The sequence below is a fragment of the Marinomonas algarum genome (genome assembly GCF_020532605.1).
Taxonomy (GTDB): Bacteria; Pseudomonadota; Gammaproteobacteria; order Pseudomonadales; family Marinomonadaceae; genus Marinomonas; species Marinomonas algarum.
In genome coordinates this window covers 66,247-85,070 of record NZ_JAJATW010000016.1, presented here as the reverse complement: position 1 = coordinate 85,070, position 18,824 = coordinate 66,247, and the positions used below count along the sequence as shown (strand labels likewise).

The following is an 18,824-nucleotide window of genomic DNA, read 5'->3' as shown; positions in this document are numbered from 1 at the left end:
GGCTTTATTGTGCCCAATATTTTGGGTCTTTTTTACAGCGCATATGGCTAAAAATAACGTTTTTAATGGAAAAGCCTAAAAATACCATGGCGTTTCTTGTCTGAAACGCCATTATTCAGGGACGACTAAGTAAATACTCTGATTAGAGTATTCAAAAGCTTGCTGGTATAACTCTGCTTTAGAGTTGCTGTCCGCTTTTTGACTCATGGGGGAGAAGGTAAAGAAAAACGTCACTTTGTCATCAACACTGTGTTTACTGTGGCTAACAAGGTATTTCTGTGTCGTATTAAGCTCTTTGATTTCCAAGACCATCGGACTTTTCTGTTCGTTATCTAACGCTATCCACTGAAAAAAGCTGCCTAAATCACTCGTAATAAGCCGAGTAATCAATTTAGGTGTTTGATGAAATGCGTCTGGCTCAAGCAAGCGGCCAAACACTTCTGTCGCCTTATCATTCACACGAATAAGGCTTAAGTTTTCATTTGTCATCAAGCAAGGAATGGCTAAGTAATCCAGCATAGTCGTCATGTGTAACCTATCAAAACATTAATCTGGTACATATCCGTATTACAACGGCTCTATATTGGATGAAAATAAAGTCACCAAGATTTTACTGGCACTCAATGTATTCTCATTTAGCTCATATATAGTATGGTTTGCATAGACGGGCAGGTCTTGCTCAGAATCTGCGACGCGAATTTTATAGCTGCTTGGAATGGCTTGCCCCGGTTTCGAGTTCATCACATCTTGAAGTACAGTATTAAAGGTATCACGATCGTCTTGACTGATAAGCTGATAAAACTCATTGCCTCTAAAGGCTTGTAAAGACTCAAGAGAATAGCCAAATAATTTATGGAATTCTGTATTAACGTATTCAATGGCCATTGTTTTAAGGTCAAGTACATAAGCCGCATTTAAACTGCTGTTTAATATGTAGCTTATTTTATCTTTGTACAAGGCTTGTTCACGTTCAGATATGACGTTTTCTGTGATATCCGTCATGGTTCCCATCACTTTAACGGCTTGTTTCAAGTCGTTAAAAGACACCACGGCTTCTAAAGAAATAATAATCGTCTTTTTATTGCAATCGTATGCTTCAAAAATAAACGGTTGGGTGGCTTTATTGTGCAATAGGTTAGTGAGCTGATCTTCTAATAAGCCACGGTAATGATCTTGAGCAAGACCGATAAAGGCTTCATAAGACGGGTGGAATACGGCTTTATCCAGACCAAATAACTGATAGCAACCATTACTCCAGTCGATCTTACGAGTAGTGATGTCCCACAACCAGGAACCCATTTTTGCCGAGGTCTCAGCGTCTTCTAATAGGCTGTTTGAGTGTTGTAACTCATTTCTTAGATCTTCCAATTCCGTGCGTTGGTGTTCACGCTCTTCGTAGGCCATACGCAGTTCTGCGTAAGCGGTTTGAAGTTCTTCGTTGGTCGATTGCAGCTCTTCATTGGTTGTTTCAAGTTCTTCGTTTGAGCTTTGTAACTCTTCGTTTGAGCTTTGTAATTCTTCATTCATCGACTGCATTTCTTCATTGGAGGTTTCTAATTCTTCAATGACGTTTTGCAGTTGTTCTTTTGTCTTTAGCAATAGACGTTGTTGCTCAAACAACACAGCTTGGTTTGTTGTATCTTGGCTGCCACCTGCTAACACAGGAATATCAACCGGTTCTTCGATTTGTGAAAAGATCAAAACCAATGAACCTACAGGACCATCGCGTTTAATGGAGATTAAAATCAGTTTGACCCAGACGTCTTTTCCATCAAGGTTAAAAGATTGAAACCCCGTGTTGGCAATGTCTTTTCCACCTTGAAGTTGATGGAAGGCACTGCGCAGGTCAATGGACAGCTGCGGGTGTAAATTTTTGAAAATATTATTGGTTGGCAATCCAGAAGGACGAACTAATAACTTGTTTTCGCCCTCGGTAAAAACAATGTCCTGATTTTCATTCACCAGCATGGCATTGGGTAAAACAAATTCCTTCAATGTGCTGGAAATAATATTGGAAAACTCTTCGTTTAACTTACTGCGTCTTGGGCCTTCTGGCACACTTTGTTCTTTGTAATCTACGGCCTTTTTCTTAATGTTGGTTGATTTTCTCTCTGGAGGTAATTTTTTACCAACAAACAAGGCTTCATAAATTTTATTGGTCTTAGACAGTGGGCGGTATTGCTCTTGAAAGACGCCGATAGATTCTGACTGGCCTAACATTAAAATGCCTTTTGGGTTAAGGGCATAATGAAAGGTGGGTAATATTTGTCGTTGCAGTTCAACGGTAAAGTAGATCATCAAGTTACGGCAAGTGATGAGGTCAAGACGCAAAAACGGTGGATCATTATTAATGTCATGAACGGAGAAGATCACGTGAGATTTGATGGCTTTTGTTAGCTCAAATTGATCATCATTGACGATGAAGAATTTTTCTCGTATCGCGCGGGGAAGGTTTTGCAAAGCAGACTCTGGATAAACCGCGTTGCGTGCAAATTCAATCGCGTTCTTATCGATGTCTGTGGCGAAAATTTGGATTTTATAGTCGCTGATTGCTTCACCGAGTATTTGACTAAGAATAATCGCAATAGAGTAGGGCTCTTCGCCTGTCGAACAACCGACACACCAGATACGCAACTCTTTGGTTTCTTTATTTAGAATGTAATTCGAGAGTTCTCGGTCTAGGCAGTCAAAAGCACGGGCATCCCGGAAAAACGAGGTAACACCGATAAGCATATCGTTGAATAAAAGCGTGACTTCTTCGGGGTATTCCGTCAAGTGACTTAAGTAGGCATTGGTGTCGTGAATTCTAAGGGATGTCATACGACGATCTATGCGACGTACTATGGTGTTTTCTTTGTATAACGTGAAATCCACCTTACATTGCTTGCGTAGAATGTTAATGATGCCATTGTAAGTTTCTCTAGAAATGGCGTTCTCATTATCTACTGAGCGTCTGCGAGGAAAGTGCATGATGCTCTTTAACTCGGTACCAATTTCTGTCGATTGAACAATCAGATCGACATTACCGGAGTTGATCGCTGAGTTGGGCATGCCATCGTATTTGGCATCTTTAGGGTCTTGTACAATACCAAAACCATTCTCCCCTTTGATCGCGCGTATCCCTCGGCTGCCGTCAGTGCCCGTTCCAGATAAAACAATACCAATGGCACTTTCCCCTTTGATCGATGCGATAGATTCAAAGAGCATATCAACAGAGGGGCGAGGTGTACGACGCGCCTCCGAATAGCTGATCAAGCTGATGCGATCACCATTCGTGATTTCTATGTTGTAGTTGGGCGGGCAGATGTAGGCATGGTTTGGCTCAAGCACTTCGTTGTCGACGGCACTGGTAATAGGAATAGTGCAACCTTTTTCTAGAAGGTCAACCATCATGCTTTTATAAGAAGGCGATAAGTGCTGTGCGACCACGAAGGCCATGTTGGTATCTGTCGGTAAATTAGACAGCATAGACTGCAAGGCTTCTAGACCACCAGCGCTCGCGCCGACACCGACAACAGTCAAGTCCGGTCGTGTAATAGAATGGCTTTCTTTGGTGTTGGCATTGTTTGACATAAGCTGGTTGTCCATCTATTTGATACAGGAGCACATTTCGTTGATCAGTGTCGTTCACTCCATAAAAGCGCAGACATGACTCAATTCCCTGAGCGTTGTTTCAAGTAACAACTGATACCGTCAAAAATGGCAAAATAAAAAATTACTTTTATTTTATACACTTCGATCCATATGAACACCTTTTTCTGGCAGAAACCGTCTTATAAGATAGGGGAAAGAGGGTGAGCAGTGTCAGCTCGGTTTAAACGTCGCACTTTAGATCTCTTTTTCTAGAAATACTCAATATCCATATGAGAAATGCCATAAATATCAAATCTAGGCTATTCTCTTGGATCGATTTTATTAGCGTGTAGTGTTTCTTAAGATAAATTTTCCCTGTAAAATTACACAGAGTTAAGTGTTTTACACGTGAACCAGTAGGAGTGCTCTAAAACGTCTAGGCGTTATTTTAGCTCTTGCGCCTCATGGTGGGATTCTTCAAAAGAATGTTGCTTTGAAGTAATGTCACATAAACCCAATAGTCTGAAATTAAAATAAAAAGTGGTAAGCATGGATTTAAAACGTATACGTAACAGTAGTTTGCACACAAAAATAATGTCTGCTGAAGAAGCTTGTAATTTCATCGAAGATGGAATGACGATCGGCATGAGTGGTTTTACACGCGCCGGTGAAGCAAAAGAAGTGCCTAGAGCTTTGGCTGAAAAAGCAAAAGTGAGTCCGTTAAAAATTAACTTAATAACAGGCGCATCACTAGGTAACGATTTAGACAAATTGTTGACGGAAGCGGGTGCCTTGGCACGTCGTATGCCTTTCCAAGTGGATAACACTTTGCGTAAAGCCATCAACAAAGGCGAAGTCATGTTTATCGATCAGCATTTGTCTGAGACGGTAGAGTCAATGCGTAACAACCAGCTAGATAAGCCTGATGTGGCGATTATTGAAGCGGTTGCTATCACTGAAGAAGGTCACATTGTTCCTACAACATCGATTGGTAACTCAGCAAGTTTTGCTATGTTTGCCGATAAAGTGATTGTTGAAATTAATATGTTGCACAGCGATAAGCTAGAAGGGATGCATGATATTTACATCCCAGAAGCGCGACCAAATCGCACACCTGTGCCTATTTTGAATGTTGATGATCGTGTTGGTGCTCAGGCTATTGCCATTGACCCTTCTAAAATTGTCGGCATTGTTTTCACCAACAAGAGTGATTCTTTCTCTACTGTATCTGATCCAGATGAAGAAACAGATCAAATCGCTAAGCACTTGGTAAAATTCTTTGAAAAAGAAGTGGAAGAGAAGCGTTTACCAGAAAACTTAGGGCCTCTTCAGGCAGGTATCGGTAACATTGCGAATGCCGTTATGATGGGATTGCTAGACTCTAAATTCACTGGTTTAAGCATGTATTCTGAAGTATTGCAGGATTCTACTTTTGACCTAATTGATGCTGGTAAATTGGATTTTGCTTCAGGTTGTTCCATTATCCTATCTGAGCGTGTTAACGCCCAGGTCTTTGATAATCTAGACAAATATCGTGACAAGCTTGTATTGCGTCCTCAGGAAATGTCTAATCTTCCTGAGATTGTTCGTCGTTTAGGTATTATTGCCATTAACACTGCACTAGAGTTTGATATCTACGGCAACGTTAACTCAACGCACGTTTGTGGTACCAAGATGATGAATGGTATCGGTGGTTCTGGTGATTTCGCTCGTAACGCAAATATCTCTGTATTTGTGACGAAATCTATCGCGAAAGGCGGTGCGATTTCCAGTGTGGTTCCTATGGTTAGCCATGTGGATCACTGTGAGCACGATGTTGATATTCTTGTTACAGATCAAGGTTTGGCAGATCTACGTGGCCTTGCTCCTCGTGAAAGAGCCGTACAAGTCATCAATAACTGTGTTCACGAAGACTACCGTGAAGCTTTGTTAGACTACTTTGAGCGTGCTTGTGAGCGTGGCGGTCACACACCACACCTACTTGAAGAAGCGTTTAGCTGGCATACTCGCCTTGAGTCAGAAGGCAGCATGAAGAAAGCGTAAGGCTTTCTTAGATAGTAAAGAGTAAACCGTAAAAAGCCGTAACGACATTTTTCGTTACGGCTTTTTTGTTGCTTTATTTTAAGGTGTGGTTTGATATTGAGGCGCATTGTGCGCTGAGTCCGCTTACCTTTTAAAGCGCACAACCAGCTCGTGCAGTTCATCTGAAATGCTTTTTAAGTAAGTAATGGTCTCAGACAATTCAACAGAGCTTTGCGTACTGGTGTCAGATAAGTGGGAAATATTAGCGACTTGTGTTTTTATGTCGTCTGCAACATAGGCTTGCTCTTCAACGGCAGTCGCCATTTGCGTCGCCATAGACGCAATTTGGCCTAGTGAATCAGAAATACCGGACAACATGTCGCCGCTTTCAATAACATGATTTAAGCCTTCTTCGGCATCTTTTGCACCTTCTTCAGCCACTTCAACGGCACTACCAGCCCGTTCTGTTAGCTCTGTCACAATTCCGTAGATCTCTTTTGTTGATTCTTGCGTGCGGTGCGCTAGGCTTCTGACTTCGTCTGCGACAACGGCAAAGCCTCTTCCTTGCTCTCCCGCTCTTGCTGCTTCTATGGCTGCATTGAGTGCTAACAAATTAGTTTGTTCCGCAATTTGCTCAATCATTTGAGCAGCATGGGCTATTTTTGTGGTTTGTTCTGAGACACCGTGCACAGATTTACCAATATTTTGAACCGTACCTTTTAACTTTTCGATCGCACGATGTGTAATGTTTGCGACATCCGTACCCTTGATGGCTAGGTGGCTCGCTGTTTCTGCGTTCGCAGCGGTATCTGTTACGTGTTTGGATACTTCAGAAATCGCAGACGTCATCTCGTTGATCGCCGTTGCCACGAGACGAGTCTCCGACTGTTGACTAGAAATCGCCTCACGTGTTGTATTCGTTAGCTGAGCGCTGCGTTCGGATTCTTTGGCAACATCTGAGGCCGCGCTTTCTATCCGAGTGATGACCGTACTTAAGTGGCTATACTGACTCTTGATCGCGACCTTTAATTTACCAATCAAGCCACTGTCACCGGTGTAGGTTTGTATGGCGAGTGCGTCCGAGAAGGAATCTTCAAGTGACTGATTTAACGATAGTAGGGCTTTTTTTCTACTGGACGATGACCAAAGTCCATAAATAACAACCGCACTTACCAAGGTGATTTGTGCCAAAACGGTGTAACCGCCTACGAATAACGCGCCATATAGAGTCAGTGCTAAGAGTAAAAAAAGGTTTTCAACAGTGGCAAAGAAGAGGGGGCTTTTTTGCCTGCAGAGATGTCTGAGTAAAGCTTGTTAGCTCGTTCAACGTCTTTGCGATCAGGGCAAGAGCGAACGGATTCATAACCCACCACCTGCCCATCCTCTGTGACGGGCGTGACGTACGCATCTACCCAGTAGAAATCACCGTTTTTGCAGCGATTTTTTACCATCCCCATCCAGGGTTTGCCAGCTTCTAAGTGCGCCCACATGTTTTCAAAGGCTTCTTGCGGCATATCTGGGTGGCGCACAATATTGTGAGGTTGGCCAATGAGTTCCGCTTTGTTAAAACCACTTATATCTACAAAATGATTGTTACAATTAACAATCTTACCTGTCTTGTCCGTGACAGAAATCAATTTGACATCTTGGCTGAAGGTTCTTTCTGTGCTGGTAATAGGCATATTGCTGCGCATTGGTAATCCCTTAGAGAGGTAAAATTTTTTGCTATTCTACCCTAGCGTGAGTATATATAAATGCCTCTAATGTTAGATTTTGTTAATGATAAAAAAGTACCAATGCGACAGAGTAGTCCAGTGTCAAAAAAAACGGCAAAAGCCCGCTTTAGATTTCGAAAAAGCGCCTTTGTTTACCCAAAACGCTTTTCTAAGTAGGCGATAATATCGGATGATTCATACATCCATTCGACGTTACCGTTTTTCTCAATACGCAAACAAGGCACCTTGATTCGCCCACCGCCCTGTTCAAGCTCTGCACGGTGTGGGGAGCCTTCCGATGCGCTGCGAATATCAATAGGCAGGTTAAGTTTGTATATGGCCCGACGGGTTTTAATACAAAATGGGCAGGCGAAAAATTGGTACAAAGCAAGATCTTTTGTGGCGATGTCCACCGCCTTTTGTTCTGCCTCCGGTCTTTTCTTTTTGCCACCACGTGTTAACACATCTAAAGTAACAATGATAAGGCCTAGAAAATTACGTATAAGCTTGATAAATAATGACATTTTATTATGTTTTTCCTTAAAAATAATGGAACGTTGAAGGTAGTAAGTCGCTGTTTCTAAAAAGCCTACCTATTCAACCTAATCGTGCTTGAGAAGCGCATCGTCTGCTTTAAACAAGGTTGTTATAGCGGTGTCGATACACGATAAGTGGTGTGTATCTTATCGTTAAAAGATGGGCGTTTTAAGCTTTTCTAAAAAACGAGCGGTTAATTTTGTTTTGGTCATCTTATTTGACTTTTGTGACGTATCAGAAACAGTTATATATTACACAATCGTCAATATCAGCATAGGGTTAACAGTATGGCGCTTTCACCAAGTGAAGAATCAAGAGTCATTGAGATGGCATGGGAAGACAGAACCCCATTTGAAGCCATTGAGGATCAATTTGGCATGAATGAGCAACAAGTGATTCGTTTTATGCGACGGACATTAAAGCCAGGAAGCTTTAAATTGTGGCGTGCACGGGTAAGCGGACGTCAGACAAAGCATTTGCAATTACGCGATCCAGCGGTGAGTCGGGGTTATTGTCGAGCACAGTACAAACCAAGATCGAATTAAAGGTTAGGCGAAAGAGAAGAATAAGAGGAGAAGAAATGGAAAGCGCTTAATGTTTTTATTCTAGCGCCATTTCTTTTTAGGGTATGCCCAGTGAGTTCTTGGCAGCGTCCCTGTTAAGATAGGAAATTAAACGTGCTGAGCAGAAGAGGAAGTAAAAAGTGCTTTGCATTTAGAAACCGTTTTTTTCACGCTTTTTACCGCATCAGACAGACATTCAACAAGGTATTCAGCGCGTTCAGCACGAGCAATGGCTTCGTATTTTTCGTTTTCAGTTAAATAAGTGGTGTTTATGTTGTTTAACAGTGTAGAGACAGGTTGAGTCTTTTTCATCGTGTTTTCCTCATTGAGTTAATTATCATGCAAACACTGAAAATCGTTGTTTCAGTATTTGTATAATAAAAAGAGCTCGATCATAAGACAAACGATATAAAATACAGTCACACCTGAAATAAACTCACCCATTCATACATGCAGTCAAGCATGAGTAACATAAAGCGACCTAGGTGTGATCCTGACACAGCGATGAGAGCAACAAGTCATCCTGTTCTAGGGTATGCCAGATGGGTGACTGAGCAGTATTAGAAGACGAACCGGTGAAAGACTGTGTGAAATCTGCTCGGGCGCCTTGTACGCAATCAATAATTTGTGGCACGCGTTTAGCCATATGGCGACGCTCAAAAAAGTACAGGTCGACCAGTACCAAATTAGTATCAATTTTATTTCTTGCCGAATTATCAATGTCTGCGGCGATAAAACGCATAGTCTGAGGAAAAACGTAACTCCAAGGACGCCAAGGTGCTTCTTCTTGCACCGTCTTAACCACGACGACACCCTCTGGTAACAAGCTAGTTTGATGGTCATACCAATCGTATTCACCGTGTACCTGAAAGCCCAACATAGCGCCGCCAGCAAAGACAGGAACCAGCCACTTTGGTGCCGATTGCTTGGTGATCTTTCGTAACATGAGCGCAATACCAGCGCCGCCTATCCCTGCAAAAACAGTTGCAATGAGTTCCCAAAACATAGGTGTCCTCCTTTAAACGAGGGTTGATTTGCATTTTGGCTGACTAAGTAAATCATCATGGAAATGATGTTAACCCTAAAGCCCAGTAATCATATTGAAAGAAAAGCCCGACTTATCGATAAAGCAAATAAGTCGGGCTTTGGAAGGGCAGGAAAGCTATCCGTTCTTAGTGGTCAACCGCACCGCCTGCACCTTGAGGGTAGCGAACACTTTCCACAAGTTCTTGGATTTCTTTTGGTGGTGGTGCTGTCAATGAAGAGACAGTGAAAGCAACCACGAAGTTAATCACCGCACCCACTGCACCGAAAGACAGTGGAGAAATACCAAACAACCAGTTGTCAGGCGTATTCGCAAAAGAAGCGGTGCCTGGAATGAAGAACCAACCTAGGAATAAGAAGATATACACCAAAGTTGAAATCAAACCCGCCAACATACCTGTGATGGCACCAATACCGTTTACACGTTTTGAGAAGATCCCCATCATCAGAGCTGGGAAGAGAGAGGCGCCCGCGATACCAAAGGCTAAGGCAACAACTTGGGCAGCAAATCCGGGTGGATTCATACCTAAGTAGGTCGCTACGACAATGGCAACAAACATGGATATCCTAGCGACTTTGAGCTCCCCCTTGTCACTAATATTGGGGTTGATAGAACCTTTTATTAAGTCATGACTGATCGCAGATGAGATCGCCAATAACAGCCCAGCTGCAGTAGACAATGCGGCGGCAAGACCCCCTGCGGCGATTAAACCAATGACCCAACTCGGCAAGTTAGCGATTTCAGGGTTAGCCAATACCAAGATATCTCGGTTTACATCTAACTCATTACCCGCCCAGCCACGTGCCGTTGCTTCTTCTTGGAAAGCCGGTACGTCGTTGTAGAATTGCACACGACCGTCGCCGTTTTTATCTTCAAACTTAATTAATCCTGTGGTTTCCCAAGTTTGCACCCAATCTGGACGCTCTGCGTACTCGATAGGTTGTTCTGTTGGGCCAGAAGGATAGACAGTGGTTAATAGGTTTAAACGTGCCATAGACGCAACAGCAGGTGCTGTTAGGTACAACAAGGCAATGAACACCAGCGCCCAACCAGCAGACCAACGTGCATCTGCGACTTTAGGTACGGTGAAGAAGCGAATAATAACGTGCGGCAAGCCAGCCGTACCTATCATCAATGACAAGGTGAACAAGATCATATTCAACTTGTTATCTACATCCGCTGTGTAATCTTGGAAGCCAAGCTCACGAACCACTTCATCCAGTTTTTGCAACAAAGGAATTCCTGATTCAGTGTGTTCTGAGAACAAACCGATTGCTGGGATAAGGGTGTCAGTCAACTGCATGGAGATAAACACGGCTGGAATCGTATAAGCGATGATTAATACAACGTATTGAGCAACCTGCGTGTAGGTAATGCCTTTCATTCCGCCTAGTACGGCATAGAAAAAGACCACGATCGCTGCGATGACCAAGCCTGTGTCGTTATCCACTTCTAAGAAACGAGAGAAAGCAACACCGGCTCCTGTCATTTGACCGATAACGTAAGTAACAGACGCAATGATTAGACAGGCAACAGCCACTAATCGAGCTGTCTTACTGTAAAAACGATCGCCAATGAAGTCCGGCACGGTGAACTTACCAAACTTACGTAGGTAAGGCGCAAGCAACATCGCCAATAGAACGTAACCGCCAGTCCAACCCATCAAGAAGGTCGAGTTAGCGTAGCCACCTGCTGCGATGAGTCCTGCCATGGAAATAAAGGAAGCAGCAGACATCCAGTCTGCGGCGGTCGCCATCCCGTTTAATACTGGGTGAACGCCACCACCTGCCACATAAAACTCTTTTGTTGAGCCTGCACGAGCCCAAATAGCAATCCCGAAGTACAGCGCAAAAGAGCTGCCAACGAAGATAAGGTTAATCGTAAATTGATCCATAGTCGTTACTCCTGAAGGCCAAATTCTTCATCTAATTTGTTCATTTTCCACGCATAGAAAAAAGTCAAAACGATGAAAACGAGGATGGAACCTTGCTGAGCGAACCAGAAACCGAGATCGGTTCCGCCGACATGAATGCCTGAGAGCAGGGGACGCAATAGAATAGCGCAACCGTAGGATGCTAAAGCCCAAACCACTAAGCTGCCTAAGATCAGCCTGAGGTTGGCTTGCCAGTACTTTTCCGCATTATTGTTATTATCAGACACGGTAGAACTCCTTATAATTATTTTTATACGCTTGGTCAATCTAGCAGTCGGCGGTGGAATGAGAAGTGAGACTTTAGTCTTATAGTCAGAGTTTTGAGCCATTTTAAGCATATTAGCGTTACTTAAAACGCGCAGTAATGAAACAAAAAAAGGAAGAAAAGTGACAGATGAGCGTGTTAAACAGAGAATTCTGGCAGTTTTTCGTCATAAAACACATCAAAAAAGCAACACGGTTCATTTGTCTTTTTGTGGTTTTTTTGCAAATAAAAATGTTGATCCGCTGATTTTCATAGCCGTAGCGCCTTAGTGAATAGAAAAAAACCGCTCAACTACTTCAAAAAAGCCAGAGAATTTGAAGCAAAGGTCGTATCGATTATGTCGTAAACTGGCTGTTAAACAGACATTTTTAAACCCATTAGAAAGAAAGTTTTTGCTTAAAGTCTGTGTCATAATTCGGGGAAGCAAACAGCGTCATAGGAGGCTGACAGTGATTCAAGCCATATTTGTATCGAAAAAGTCTAAACAGGCACAAATTGAGATCGACGCGGTCAAAGCGGATGCGGGCAAAGGCATCGTGGGTGATCGTTATTATGGGAAAAAAGGCACGGATGGCCCGAATATTACCTTTGTTGAGAGCGAAGAAATTGCTGCGTTTAACGCCAATTTTGGACAGCGTATCCCTCTTTTTGCGACCCGACGCAATATTGTTACGCAAGGGGTGCGTCTTAACCAGCTGGTGGGTCAAGAGTTTTCAATTGGCGATGTGCGCTTTTATGGGGTCGAATTATGTGAGCCCTGTGGCTCTCTCGGCAAAGCCCTTGCTAATGAATCACTGACATCGTCGCAGGTGGTCAGAGCTTGGGCGCGCCGCGGTGGTTTACGTGCCAATGTACTCAGCACAGGCATATTGCGAGTGGGGATGCAATTCAACTTGATTCAAAAGTAAGACGCACCCAAACCCGCTTTGCGGGCTTCTCCCTCTTTGCCACTGTTTTTCTGTTGATGGTCATAAGAGCCAGCACAAGAGCAACCTCCTCGAACTTGAATGCCAAAAAACGTTTAATCTTAGACTTTTTTAGCCACTGATCAGGAGGCGATGCTCAGGTTATTACGCTTCCTGAGTAGCGGTTTTAGGCTGCTTGAGGCGCTTAAACAACTGCTCAATATCTTCTTTGATCATCAATAGCACCGGAATCAAAATCAAGGTGATCACGGTGGCGAACATGATGCCGTAAGCCAAAGACACCGCTGCGGGTATCAACATTTGTGCTTGTCTTGAGGTTTCCCACAGAATGGGGATTAAGCCTGCGAAAGTAGTAAAAGAGGTCAGTAAAACCGCACGCAAACGGCTTCGGCACGCGTGGCTGATGGCTTCACGAACGCCTTCTGAGCGCTTGCGCAAATCGTTAAAGCGCGATACCAGCAGTAAGCTGTCGTTTACCACGACACCACTGAGCGCCAAAATCCCATTGAGCGAGAAGATACCCAGTGTTAAATCGTTCATCCAGTGACCCAACAAAGCCCCTATGATGCCAAATGGAATCGCCATCATAATAATGAAAGGCTGTATGTAGGATTTAAGCGGAATGGCTAACAATGCGTAGATGATTAGCATAGCAATCAAAAACATTTCCGACATGGACGACTGGGTTTCTGCCCGTTGCTCGGCTTCTCCTGAGAAATACACAGAGACACCGGAGAATTGTCGAGTGAGGTTCGGCACCACGGCTTTTTCAAGATAGGCGACGATTTCTGTCGACGACATGACGTCTTTGTCTACTTCCGAGGACATGTACAAAGAGCGTTTTCCGTCGATGCGTACAATGGTTGTTTCTGCGTCTTGCTGAGTCAATGTTGCCACAGCAGACAAAGGAATGCGGGTGCCGTCTTCTAAAATGATCTTGGTGCTCATGACCGCAGACGGTGATTCCTGTTGATCAACAGGATAACCTAAACGTACCTCAACTTCGTTATTGTCACGTTGATAGCTTTGAACATCATCGCCGTCGAAATTATTTGAAATTTGTGAGGCAAGGTCACGGGTGGATAAACCTAACAAACGACCTTGATCACTGACCTTAAGTACTAACCTTGACTCGGTTGGCGTGTCGTTTAGCTCGATACCGGTCACAGCGGGTAGGGTTTCAAGTTGCAGCAGTAGGGCGTCCATCGCCCCTTCTAATACGCTGGTATCGTTACCACGTAACTCAATTTTTAGTGCGTCAACGGTTTCTCGCGCACTGCGAATACGCAAGTTTTTCACCCCTTCCGGTGTGCCTGCGATTTGCTGCCATTTACTGGCGAATTGAGCCGAGGTATAAGGACGGTCTGTTACCAGTTCAATACGAATATTACCAGATTGGTCATTATTGGCCGTCACTTGAATATTTTGAATTGCCACCTCACCTATCGGCTCGGCTTTTGGTCTAGGTTTTCTTGGTCTTTCCGGTTGGTCCGTTGCACGGTCTGGTTTTGCAGGGCGACGACGTTCGGCATCCGTAGGGTCTTCTGATCGCAATGCAATGTCTGCCTGGTAGGCGGCTTCTTCTAGCGCTAACAAGACAGTATGAGTTTGGCCATAGCTGACGTCATTGTACATGGTGACACTGCCACGCACTGTATCGCCGGGGATTTGTGGGAAAAAGCTTACTCGAATTGCACCGGTAAAAGGCATCGACATCACCAATATAAAGATCGCCATAAAAAAGACTAAAATGGCGTAGCGGTAATTGAGCGCTGCTTCAATGGTGGGGCGGTAAAGACGTTCACTAAAGCCATTAAGGCCGCGATCTGCGCCCCGTTGAATGGCGCCCCATCCTCGTGCGATGGGGTTGGTGCGCACGGATTTTCGTGTACTAACGTGCGCCAAATGGGCAGGCAAAATAAGCTTGGACTCAACAATAGAGAGTATCAGACAGATAGCGACAACAATGGCAAACTGTGAATACAGCTGCCCCAATCGCCCCTCTATATTGGATAACGCCCAAAATGCCGCGACCGTCGTAAAGACCCCAAATAGAGTAGGCACCGCGACAACCATGGTGCCTTTTACCGTGCTGGCCAGTGTGTCGCCTTCTTTTGATCGTACCGTATAAATACTTTCGCCCACCACTACGGCATCATCAACTACGATACCCAGTGCCATGATAAAGCCAAAGGTAGTGAAGAGGTTCAACGTCAGTCCAACGCTTTCTGTGCCCATGAAGAATAAGGTGCCGAAAAAGATGAACGGTAATCCCATGGCAACCCAAAAGGCTACGGTAATGTTGAGAAACACGGCGAGCAGAACAAATACCAGAAACACCCCAGTCGCCGCGTTTTCAACCATGAGCTCCAAGCGTTGATTAATGGACTCACTGCGGTCATACCAGGTGCCCACCGTGACGTTAGGAGGTAAGCGGCCGCTTTCCTGCCATTCAGCTAAAACGGATTTGGCGGCAATGACTGAGTTGGAAATGTCACTGGTGCCTTTGGTGAGCACTTGAATGGCGAGACTGTTTTCTCGGTTAAAACGCGAGAGTACAAAGTCATCATCGTCGAAGGTGTCACGAATGACCGCCACATCACTGAGTATTATTTTGCCGCCCTTGCTGTTGGTTTGAATGGGAATTTGAGAAAACTGGCTCTTTATGTAGGCTTGTTCAGAAGCACTGATAGACAAATAGAGGTCTTTGTTACGTAAAGTGGCGACTTTTGCGGTAGACGACTCGGCATTAATGGCCGTCGCCAAATCCGTTAAGCTGAGGCCATAGGCTTTAAGTTTGTTCTTATCGACTTCAATCTTCATCATGGGATCAAGCCAACCGGTGATGGAGGTGGCGCTGATGTCTTCATGTGCGAGTAAATCGGATTCCAGCTCGTCGGTAAGCGTTTGTAAGGTGCGACGGTCAGCTTCTCCATAGAGTTGAATCCAAATAGAATGCTCTTCTCGCACCGATTTTGACACCACGGCAGACTCCGCATCGTCAGGGAAGTCGTTGATCTGTTCTACCTCGTCTTTGACATCATAAAGCAAGGTATCGATGTCGTAGCCATCGATCATTTCAATGCTGACGCTGGTGGATTTGGCAGTCGATGAGGTGGTGATGTTTTTAATTCCAGACGTGCCCTGTAAAGCTTGTTCAATCGGGATGGCGATGCCTTCCTCGTTTTCCTTCGCTGAACCGCTGTCATTGACAACAGAAATAGACACACGGTTGGGCGAGAGGCTTGGAAAAGCTTCTTTGTTAATGGATCCGACGTTGATGATGCCCAGAGTAATCATCAAGATAAGCAATAAATTGGCAGCGACCGGATTGTTGGCGAACCAAGGAATAATCCCTTTCATGGATGAATCACGAAGGCTCATAGCGCATTATCCTTAGGCGTATTTTTAGCGACTTTTGAGCCTTTTTTTTGTCCTGTAGCGCTGGATGTAGAAAGTGGCTTCACCAGCGTGCCCTTGATGTAGCTGTTGTACGGCTGAATCAGCACTTGATAGGTTTTGTCTTGCATGTTTTCTGGTACATCAATGTAAACGTATTTTTCATCGACGAAGCGTGGGGTGGTTTCAAAGGTGGCGAGACGGCTGTCGTCATCGAGATACCAAATCTCGCTTTTTTTACTAAGAGCGGTATTGGGTAAGCGCCATAGTTTGTCGAGTGACTTGCCTTGTAGAGAAATTTCTACAAAAGAGCCGGGGATCAGAGGGGACGCTTGAGATAATGGATTATTCAATGCGACGGTAAGGCTACGCATACGTGTCTCTTCATCAATATGAAGACCAACATGAAGGATACGGCCTTGCCACTGTGCAGGGCTGTCTACACTTTGTATGGTAACGGGCCAATTTGTTTTCAGTAGCGTTTGCGTATCAGGCAGTTTTAACCAATCGCTGTTGGCAAGATCAATGACAATCTCAACGCGATCTGTGCTGTAGAGGGTACCGACCTCGCTGGCCATACTTAAGTAGGCGCCAGGGGAAAGCGTTCTATTGACCACAAGGGCATCAAATGGAGCAATAAGGCGTGTGTTGTTCAAATCATAAAGGGCATTCGCCAGTTCTGCTTTGGCTGAGGCCAGTTCCGTCTTGGCGGCGGCTAATTGGGGGGCACGCAAAACAAGGTCAGAGTCGGGCGCTTCGGTAAAGCCGGAAGCTTGCCACTCGGCTTGGGCTTGCTCACCTTGGCGTATTTCTTCTTTCAACGCCAGTTCAGCATTGGCGACGGTATTTTTAGCACTGGCCACTGCACGGATCAGGTCGGCATTTTCTAACGTGCTTAAGACATGGCCTTTTGGAATTAATTGACCCGGTTCAAACTTGTCTGAGATAGACAGCACTCTGCCGCTGACTTGGTTGGTCAGTGTCAAGGCATAACGTGGCTTTGCCAGCCCTGATGCGGTGATTTTTGCCGCATAGCTGCCCATTTCTGCATTGATTACCGAGAGTGCTAACGCTTGTTCGGGCGCTTCTGGTCGAGGTTTACGCACCTTATTGTTTTGTGCGTCCACCGCTGAGGTAATGTAAAAGTACACTCCTACAAAAGCAATGAGTGCCAGCAGTAGATAAAGCCATTGTAATTTGCGTGTCATGAACCCTGTACCCCAAGCCCTAATGCGAGTCCTAAGTTGACTCGATTTGATAAGTGTTGATAAATAATATTGTCCAGTTCCGCTTCTAGATTAAAGGCGGTGGTTTGTGCATTGATCAAATCATTCAGTTCGACCAACCCCGTACGGTATTTTCGTTCGTACTGAAGCAGATTTTTTTGTGCACTGAGTAGCGCATCTTGAGTGTATTTTTTTTGCACTAATAAAAGACTTTCTTGGCCGAGTGCGTTATCGACTTCATTGACGGCCGTCAGCAAGGTGTCCTTGTAGTCTTGGTAGGCCTGTGCGGTTTCTAATTTTGCGATCTCAGCTGCGGCTTCTAACTTCCCACCTTGATAAAGTGGTTGAGTCAGTTGTCCGATCAATGACCAAATAGGAGAGCCAAACAAGGCCTTCGTAGGGGATTCGGCGGTTTCGCTTAGGGTTGCGCTTAAACTGATGCTAGGCAGCATGTCTTTGTAAGCGACTGAGGTGTTTAAGTCGGCCGCTTCAATGCTTAGGTACGCGGCTTTGAGATCAGGGCGGCGATGCAGCGTTTGCTCTGGTAAACTGGCCAATGGCAAGGCCACCGTTGGGTAATCGACATTGGCACTGATCAATAAGGGATCGGTTGAGCCAAGATAAAGTTGCAGATTGCGTTTTTCAATGGCGAGGTCTTCTTGATATTTTGCTAAATCAGACTGAGATTGCGCCGTTGATGTGCTCGCTTCGTCTAGAGCCTCTAAATCCCCAAGACCATTGCGAAAACGCTTAATGATTAAGGCTTCGTTAGACTGTAATAGAGCGAGGCGCTTTTTCTCGATCTCAATGGCGCGAGCGTTCGCCGTGATGGCGAGCCAAGACTTCATAACATTAGCCGCTAAGGTGTCACGACTGGCCTGATATTGTGCTTCGTCGCTGGCGAGTGTTTTGGTCGAAGAGGCTTCGGACAAGGCCAGCTTATTCCATAGGTCAGCTTCCCAACGAATGCCTACATCAGCACTGTATTGAGTGCTGTTGCCTTCACTTTTTGAGCTTGATAGCCCTGCTTCAACACTGGGCAAACGGTCACCACGTTGACTTTTTATGCCCCATAAACTGGCTTGTAACGTGAGCTGCATTTTTTGTAAGCTAGGATTGGCTTGAAGAGCTTGTTCAATCAAGGCATCCAGTTTTTCATCTTGTATTAGGTCGCTGAGATAGTTCACTGGAGCAGCGTCATCTAGCTGTTGCCATTGCGTGACTCTTTGGTTGCTGATGGCCTCACGTTCTAATGTTGCAAGGCTCGTAAAGTCTTCACGCTTTTCGGTACTGCTACAGGCGACCAGCATGAGGCTAACCAAACAAAGGCCAGTGTGTAAATAAGATCGGTTGATCATTCCTGTTATCCTGATAAGACGGTCATTCATAGACGTCGTCAATGGTGTTGGCCATGCTTCGATGTGTCAGTACTCTCAGCAAACGGACGACTTCTAAGGAAAAGTTTGCAAAGTATCAGCCAACTTAGCGTACGACATTAAGTGTATTTTCATTTCTTTACATTTAATCGCGCTCGAAACCAAATCGATAAAAAGGGGATGAAAAGACGGTCGAGCGTGCCAAAGAAGCGATTATAATAACATGACTATTCATAAGGACATT

Annotated in this window: 15 protein-coding genes; 3 read left to right on the top strand and 12 right to left on the bottom strand. The window is 44.6% G+C overall.

The genetic code is table 11. From position 1 onward, the window contains the following. Positions 1 to 111 precede the first annotated feature (111 nt). Together LG368_RS11205 and LG368_RS11200 are read right to left on the bottom strand one after the other, a co-directional pair. A complete protein-coding gene (locus LG368_RS11205) occupies positions 112 to 528 on the bottom strand; it encodes a hypothetical protein (protein WP_226754811.1) in 417 nt (138 codons plus the stop codon). Between the two features lie 39 nt (positions 529 to 567). Further along, positions 568 to 3,573: a CheR family methyltransferase gene (locus tag LG368_RS11200; RefSeq protein WP_226754810.1), complete on the bottom strand. Its 3,006-nt coding sequence runs from the start codon at positions 3,571 to 3,573 to the stop codon at positions 568 to 570. Positions 3,574 to 4,122: 549 nt separating this feature from the next. On the opposite strand from LG368_RS11200, the gene LG368_RS11195 reads away from it, so the two are divergent. Then, complete coding sequence (locus LG368_RS11195) at positions 4,123 to 5,616, top strand: acetyl-CoA hydrolase/transferase family protein (protein ID WP_226754809.1); 1,494 nt, start codon at positions 4,123 to 4,125, stop codon at positions 5,614 to 5,616. 123 nt (positions 5,617 to 5,739) lie between these two features. Here LG368_RS11195 and LG368_RS11190 read toward each other — a convergent pair whose 3' ends face one another. From LG368_RS11190 to LG368_RS11180, 3 genes are all read right to left on the bottom strand, one after another. After that, the gene (locus LG368_RS11190) at positions 5,740 to 6,786 is read right to left on the bottom strand and encodes a methyl-accepting chemotaxis protein (protein ID WP_226754808.1); all 1,047 of its coding nucleotides are present in this window, start codon (positions 6,784 to 6,786) and stop codon (positions 5,740 to 5,742) included. Between the two features lie 44 nt (positions 6,787 to 6,830). Then, a complete protein-coding gene (locus LG368_RS11185) occupies positions 6,831 to 7,289 on the bottom strand; it encodes a PAS domain-containing protein (protein ID WP_226754807.1) in 459 nt (152 codons plus the stop codon). A gap of 173 nt (positions 7,290 to 7,462) precedes the next feature. Then, positions 7,463 to 7,834 (bottom strand): glutathione S-transferase N-terminal domain-containing protein, encoded by a 372-nt coding sequence (locus LG368_RS11180; RefSeq protein WP_226754806.1) that lies wholly within the window; start codon positions 7,832 to 7,834, stop codon positions 7,463 to 7,465. A gap of 300 nt (positions 7,835 to 8,134) precedes the next feature. Between LG368_RS11180 and LG368_RS11175 the strand changes: the two genes are divergently transcribed. Further along, entirely contained in the window at positions 8,135 to 8,392 is a 258-nt protein-coding gene (locus LG368_RS11175; RefSeq protein WP_226754805.1) for a TIGR03643 family protein, read from the top strand. A 126-nt stretch (positions 8,393 to 8,518) separates the two neighbouring features. On the opposite strand, the gene LG368_RS11170 is transcribed toward LG368_RS11175, so the two are convergent. The 4 genes from LG368_RS11170 to LG368_RS11155 form a co-directional block, all read right to left on the bottom strand. After that, the gene (locus tag LG368_RS11170; protein WP_226754804.1) at positions 8,519 to 8,722 is read right to left on the bottom strand and encodes a hypothetical protein; all 204 of its coding nucleotides are present in this window, start codon (positions 8,720 to 8,722) and stop codon (positions 8,519 to 8,521) included. Between the two features lie 169 nt (positions 8,723 to 8,891). Next, positions 8,892 to 9,416 carry a hypothetical protein gene (locus LG368_RS11165; protein ID WP_226754803.1) on the bottom strand — a complete coding sequence of 175 codons (525 nt, stop codon included), beginning with the start codon at positions 9,414 to 9,416 and terminating at the stop codon, positions 8,892 to 8,894. A 166-nt stretch (positions 9,417 to 9,582) separates the two neighbouring features. Next, the gene (locus LG368_RS11160) at positions 9,583 to 11,349 is read right to left on the bottom strand and encodes a sodium:solute symporter family protein (RefSeq protein WP_226754802.1); all 1,767 of its coding nucleotides are present in this window, start codon (positions 11,347 to 11,349) and stop codon (positions 9,583 to 9,585) included. 5 nt (positions 11,350 to 11,354) lie between these two features. Next, positions 11,355 to 11,615, bottom strand: coding sequence for a DUF4212 domain-containing protein (locus LG368_RS11155; RefSeq protein WP_226754801.1), 261 nt, complete (start codon positions 11,613 to 11,615; stop codon positions 11,355 to 11,357). A gap of 487 nt (positions 11,616 to 12,102) precedes the next feature. Between LG368_RS11155 and LG368_RS11150 the strand changes: the two genes are divergently transcribed. Next, positions 12,103 to 12,561: an MOSC domain-containing protein gene (locus LG368_RS11150; protein WP_226754800.1), complete on the top strand. Its 459-nt coding sequence runs from the start codon at positions 12,103 to 12,105 to the stop codon at positions 12,559 to 12,561. 162 nt (positions 12,562 to 12,723) lie between these two features. On the opposite strand, the gene LG368_RS11145 is transcribed toward LG368_RS11150, so the two are convergent. From LG368_RS11145 to LG368_RS11135, 3 genes are read right to left on the bottom strand one after another with little or no spacing between them, the layout of a single operon-like run. Next, positions 12,724 to 15,963: an efflux RND transporter permease subunit gene (locus tag LG368_RS11145; protein ID WP_226754799.1), complete on the bottom strand. Its 3,240-nt coding sequence runs from the start codon at positions 15,961 to 15,963 to the stop codon at positions 12,724 to 12,726. Next, positions 15,960 to 17,186 carry an efflux RND transporter periplasmic adaptor subunit gene (locus tag LG368_RS11140; protein ID WP_226754798.1) on the bottom strand — a complete coding sequence of 409 codons (1,227 nt, stop codon included), beginning with the start codon at positions 17,184 to 17,186 and terminating at the stop codon, positions 15,960 to 15,962. The genes LG368_RS11145 and LG368_RS11140 overlap by 4 nt, the downstream gene beginning before the upstream one ends. Then, positions 17,183 to 18,562, bottom strand: a complete 1,380-nt coding sequence (locus LG368_RS11135; RefSeq protein WP_226754797.1) for a TolC family protein — start codon at positions 18,560 to 18,562, stop codon at positions 17,183 to 17,185. Before LG368_RS11135 ends, LG368_RS11140 begins: the two co-directional genes overlap by 4 nt. Between the last annotated feature and the right edge of the window lie 262 nt (positions 18,563 to 18,824).

What these genes read in the sequence shown, in the direction of transcription:
- LG368_RS11185 (WP_226754807.1), bottom strand. Translation starts at nt 7,289, where the DNA reads ATGCGCAGCAATATGCCTATTACCAGCACAGAAAGAACCTTCAGCCAA.
- LG368_RS11175 (WP_226754805.1), top strand. Translation starts at nt 8,135, where the DNA reads ATGGCGCTTTCACCAAGTGAAGAATCAAGAGTCATTGAGATGGCATGG.
- LG368_RS11140 (WP_226754798.1), bottom strand. Translation starts at nt 17,186, where the DNA reads ATGACACGCAAATTACAATGGCTTTATCTACTGCTGGCACTCATTGCT.
- LG368_RS11200 (WP_226754810.1), bottom strand. Translation starts at nt 3,573, where the DNA reads ATGTCAAACAATGCCAACACCAAAGAAAGCCATTCTATTACACGACCG.
- LG368_RS11160 (WP_226754802.1), bottom strand. Translation starts at nt 11,349, where the DNA reads ATGGATCAATTTACGATTAACCTTATCTTCGTTGGCAGCTCTTTTGCG.
- LG368_RS11165 (WP_226754803.1), bottom strand. Translation starts at nt 9,416, where the DNA reads ATGTTTTGGGAACTCATTGCAACTGTTTTTGCAGGGATAGGCGGCGCT.
- LG368_RS11180 (WP_226754806.1), bottom strand. Translation starts at nt 7,834, where the DNA reads ATGTCATTATTTATCAAGCTTATACGTAATTTTCTAGGCCTTATCATT.
- LG368_RS11135 (WP_226754797.1), bottom strand. Translation starts at nt 18,562, where the DNA reads ATGATCAACCGATCTTATTTACACACTGGCCTTTGTTTGGTTAGCCTC.
- LG368_RS11145 (WP_226754799.1), bottom strand. Translation starts at nt 15,963, where the DNA reads ATGAGCCTTCGTGATTCATCCATGAAAGGGATTATTCCTTGGTTCGCC.
- LG368_RS11170 (WP_226754804.1), bottom strand. Translation starts at nt 8,722, where the DNA reads ATGAAAAAGACTCAACCTGTCTCTACACTGTTAAACAACATAAACACC.
- LG368_RS11205 (WP_226754811.1), bottom strand. Translation starts at nt 528, where the DNA reads ATGACGACTATGCTGGATTACTTAGCCATTCCTTGCTTGATGACAAAT.
- LG368_RS11195 (WP_226754809.1), top strand. Translation starts at nt 4,123, where the DNA reads ATGGATTTAAAACGTATACGTAACAGTAGTTTGCACACAAAAATAATG.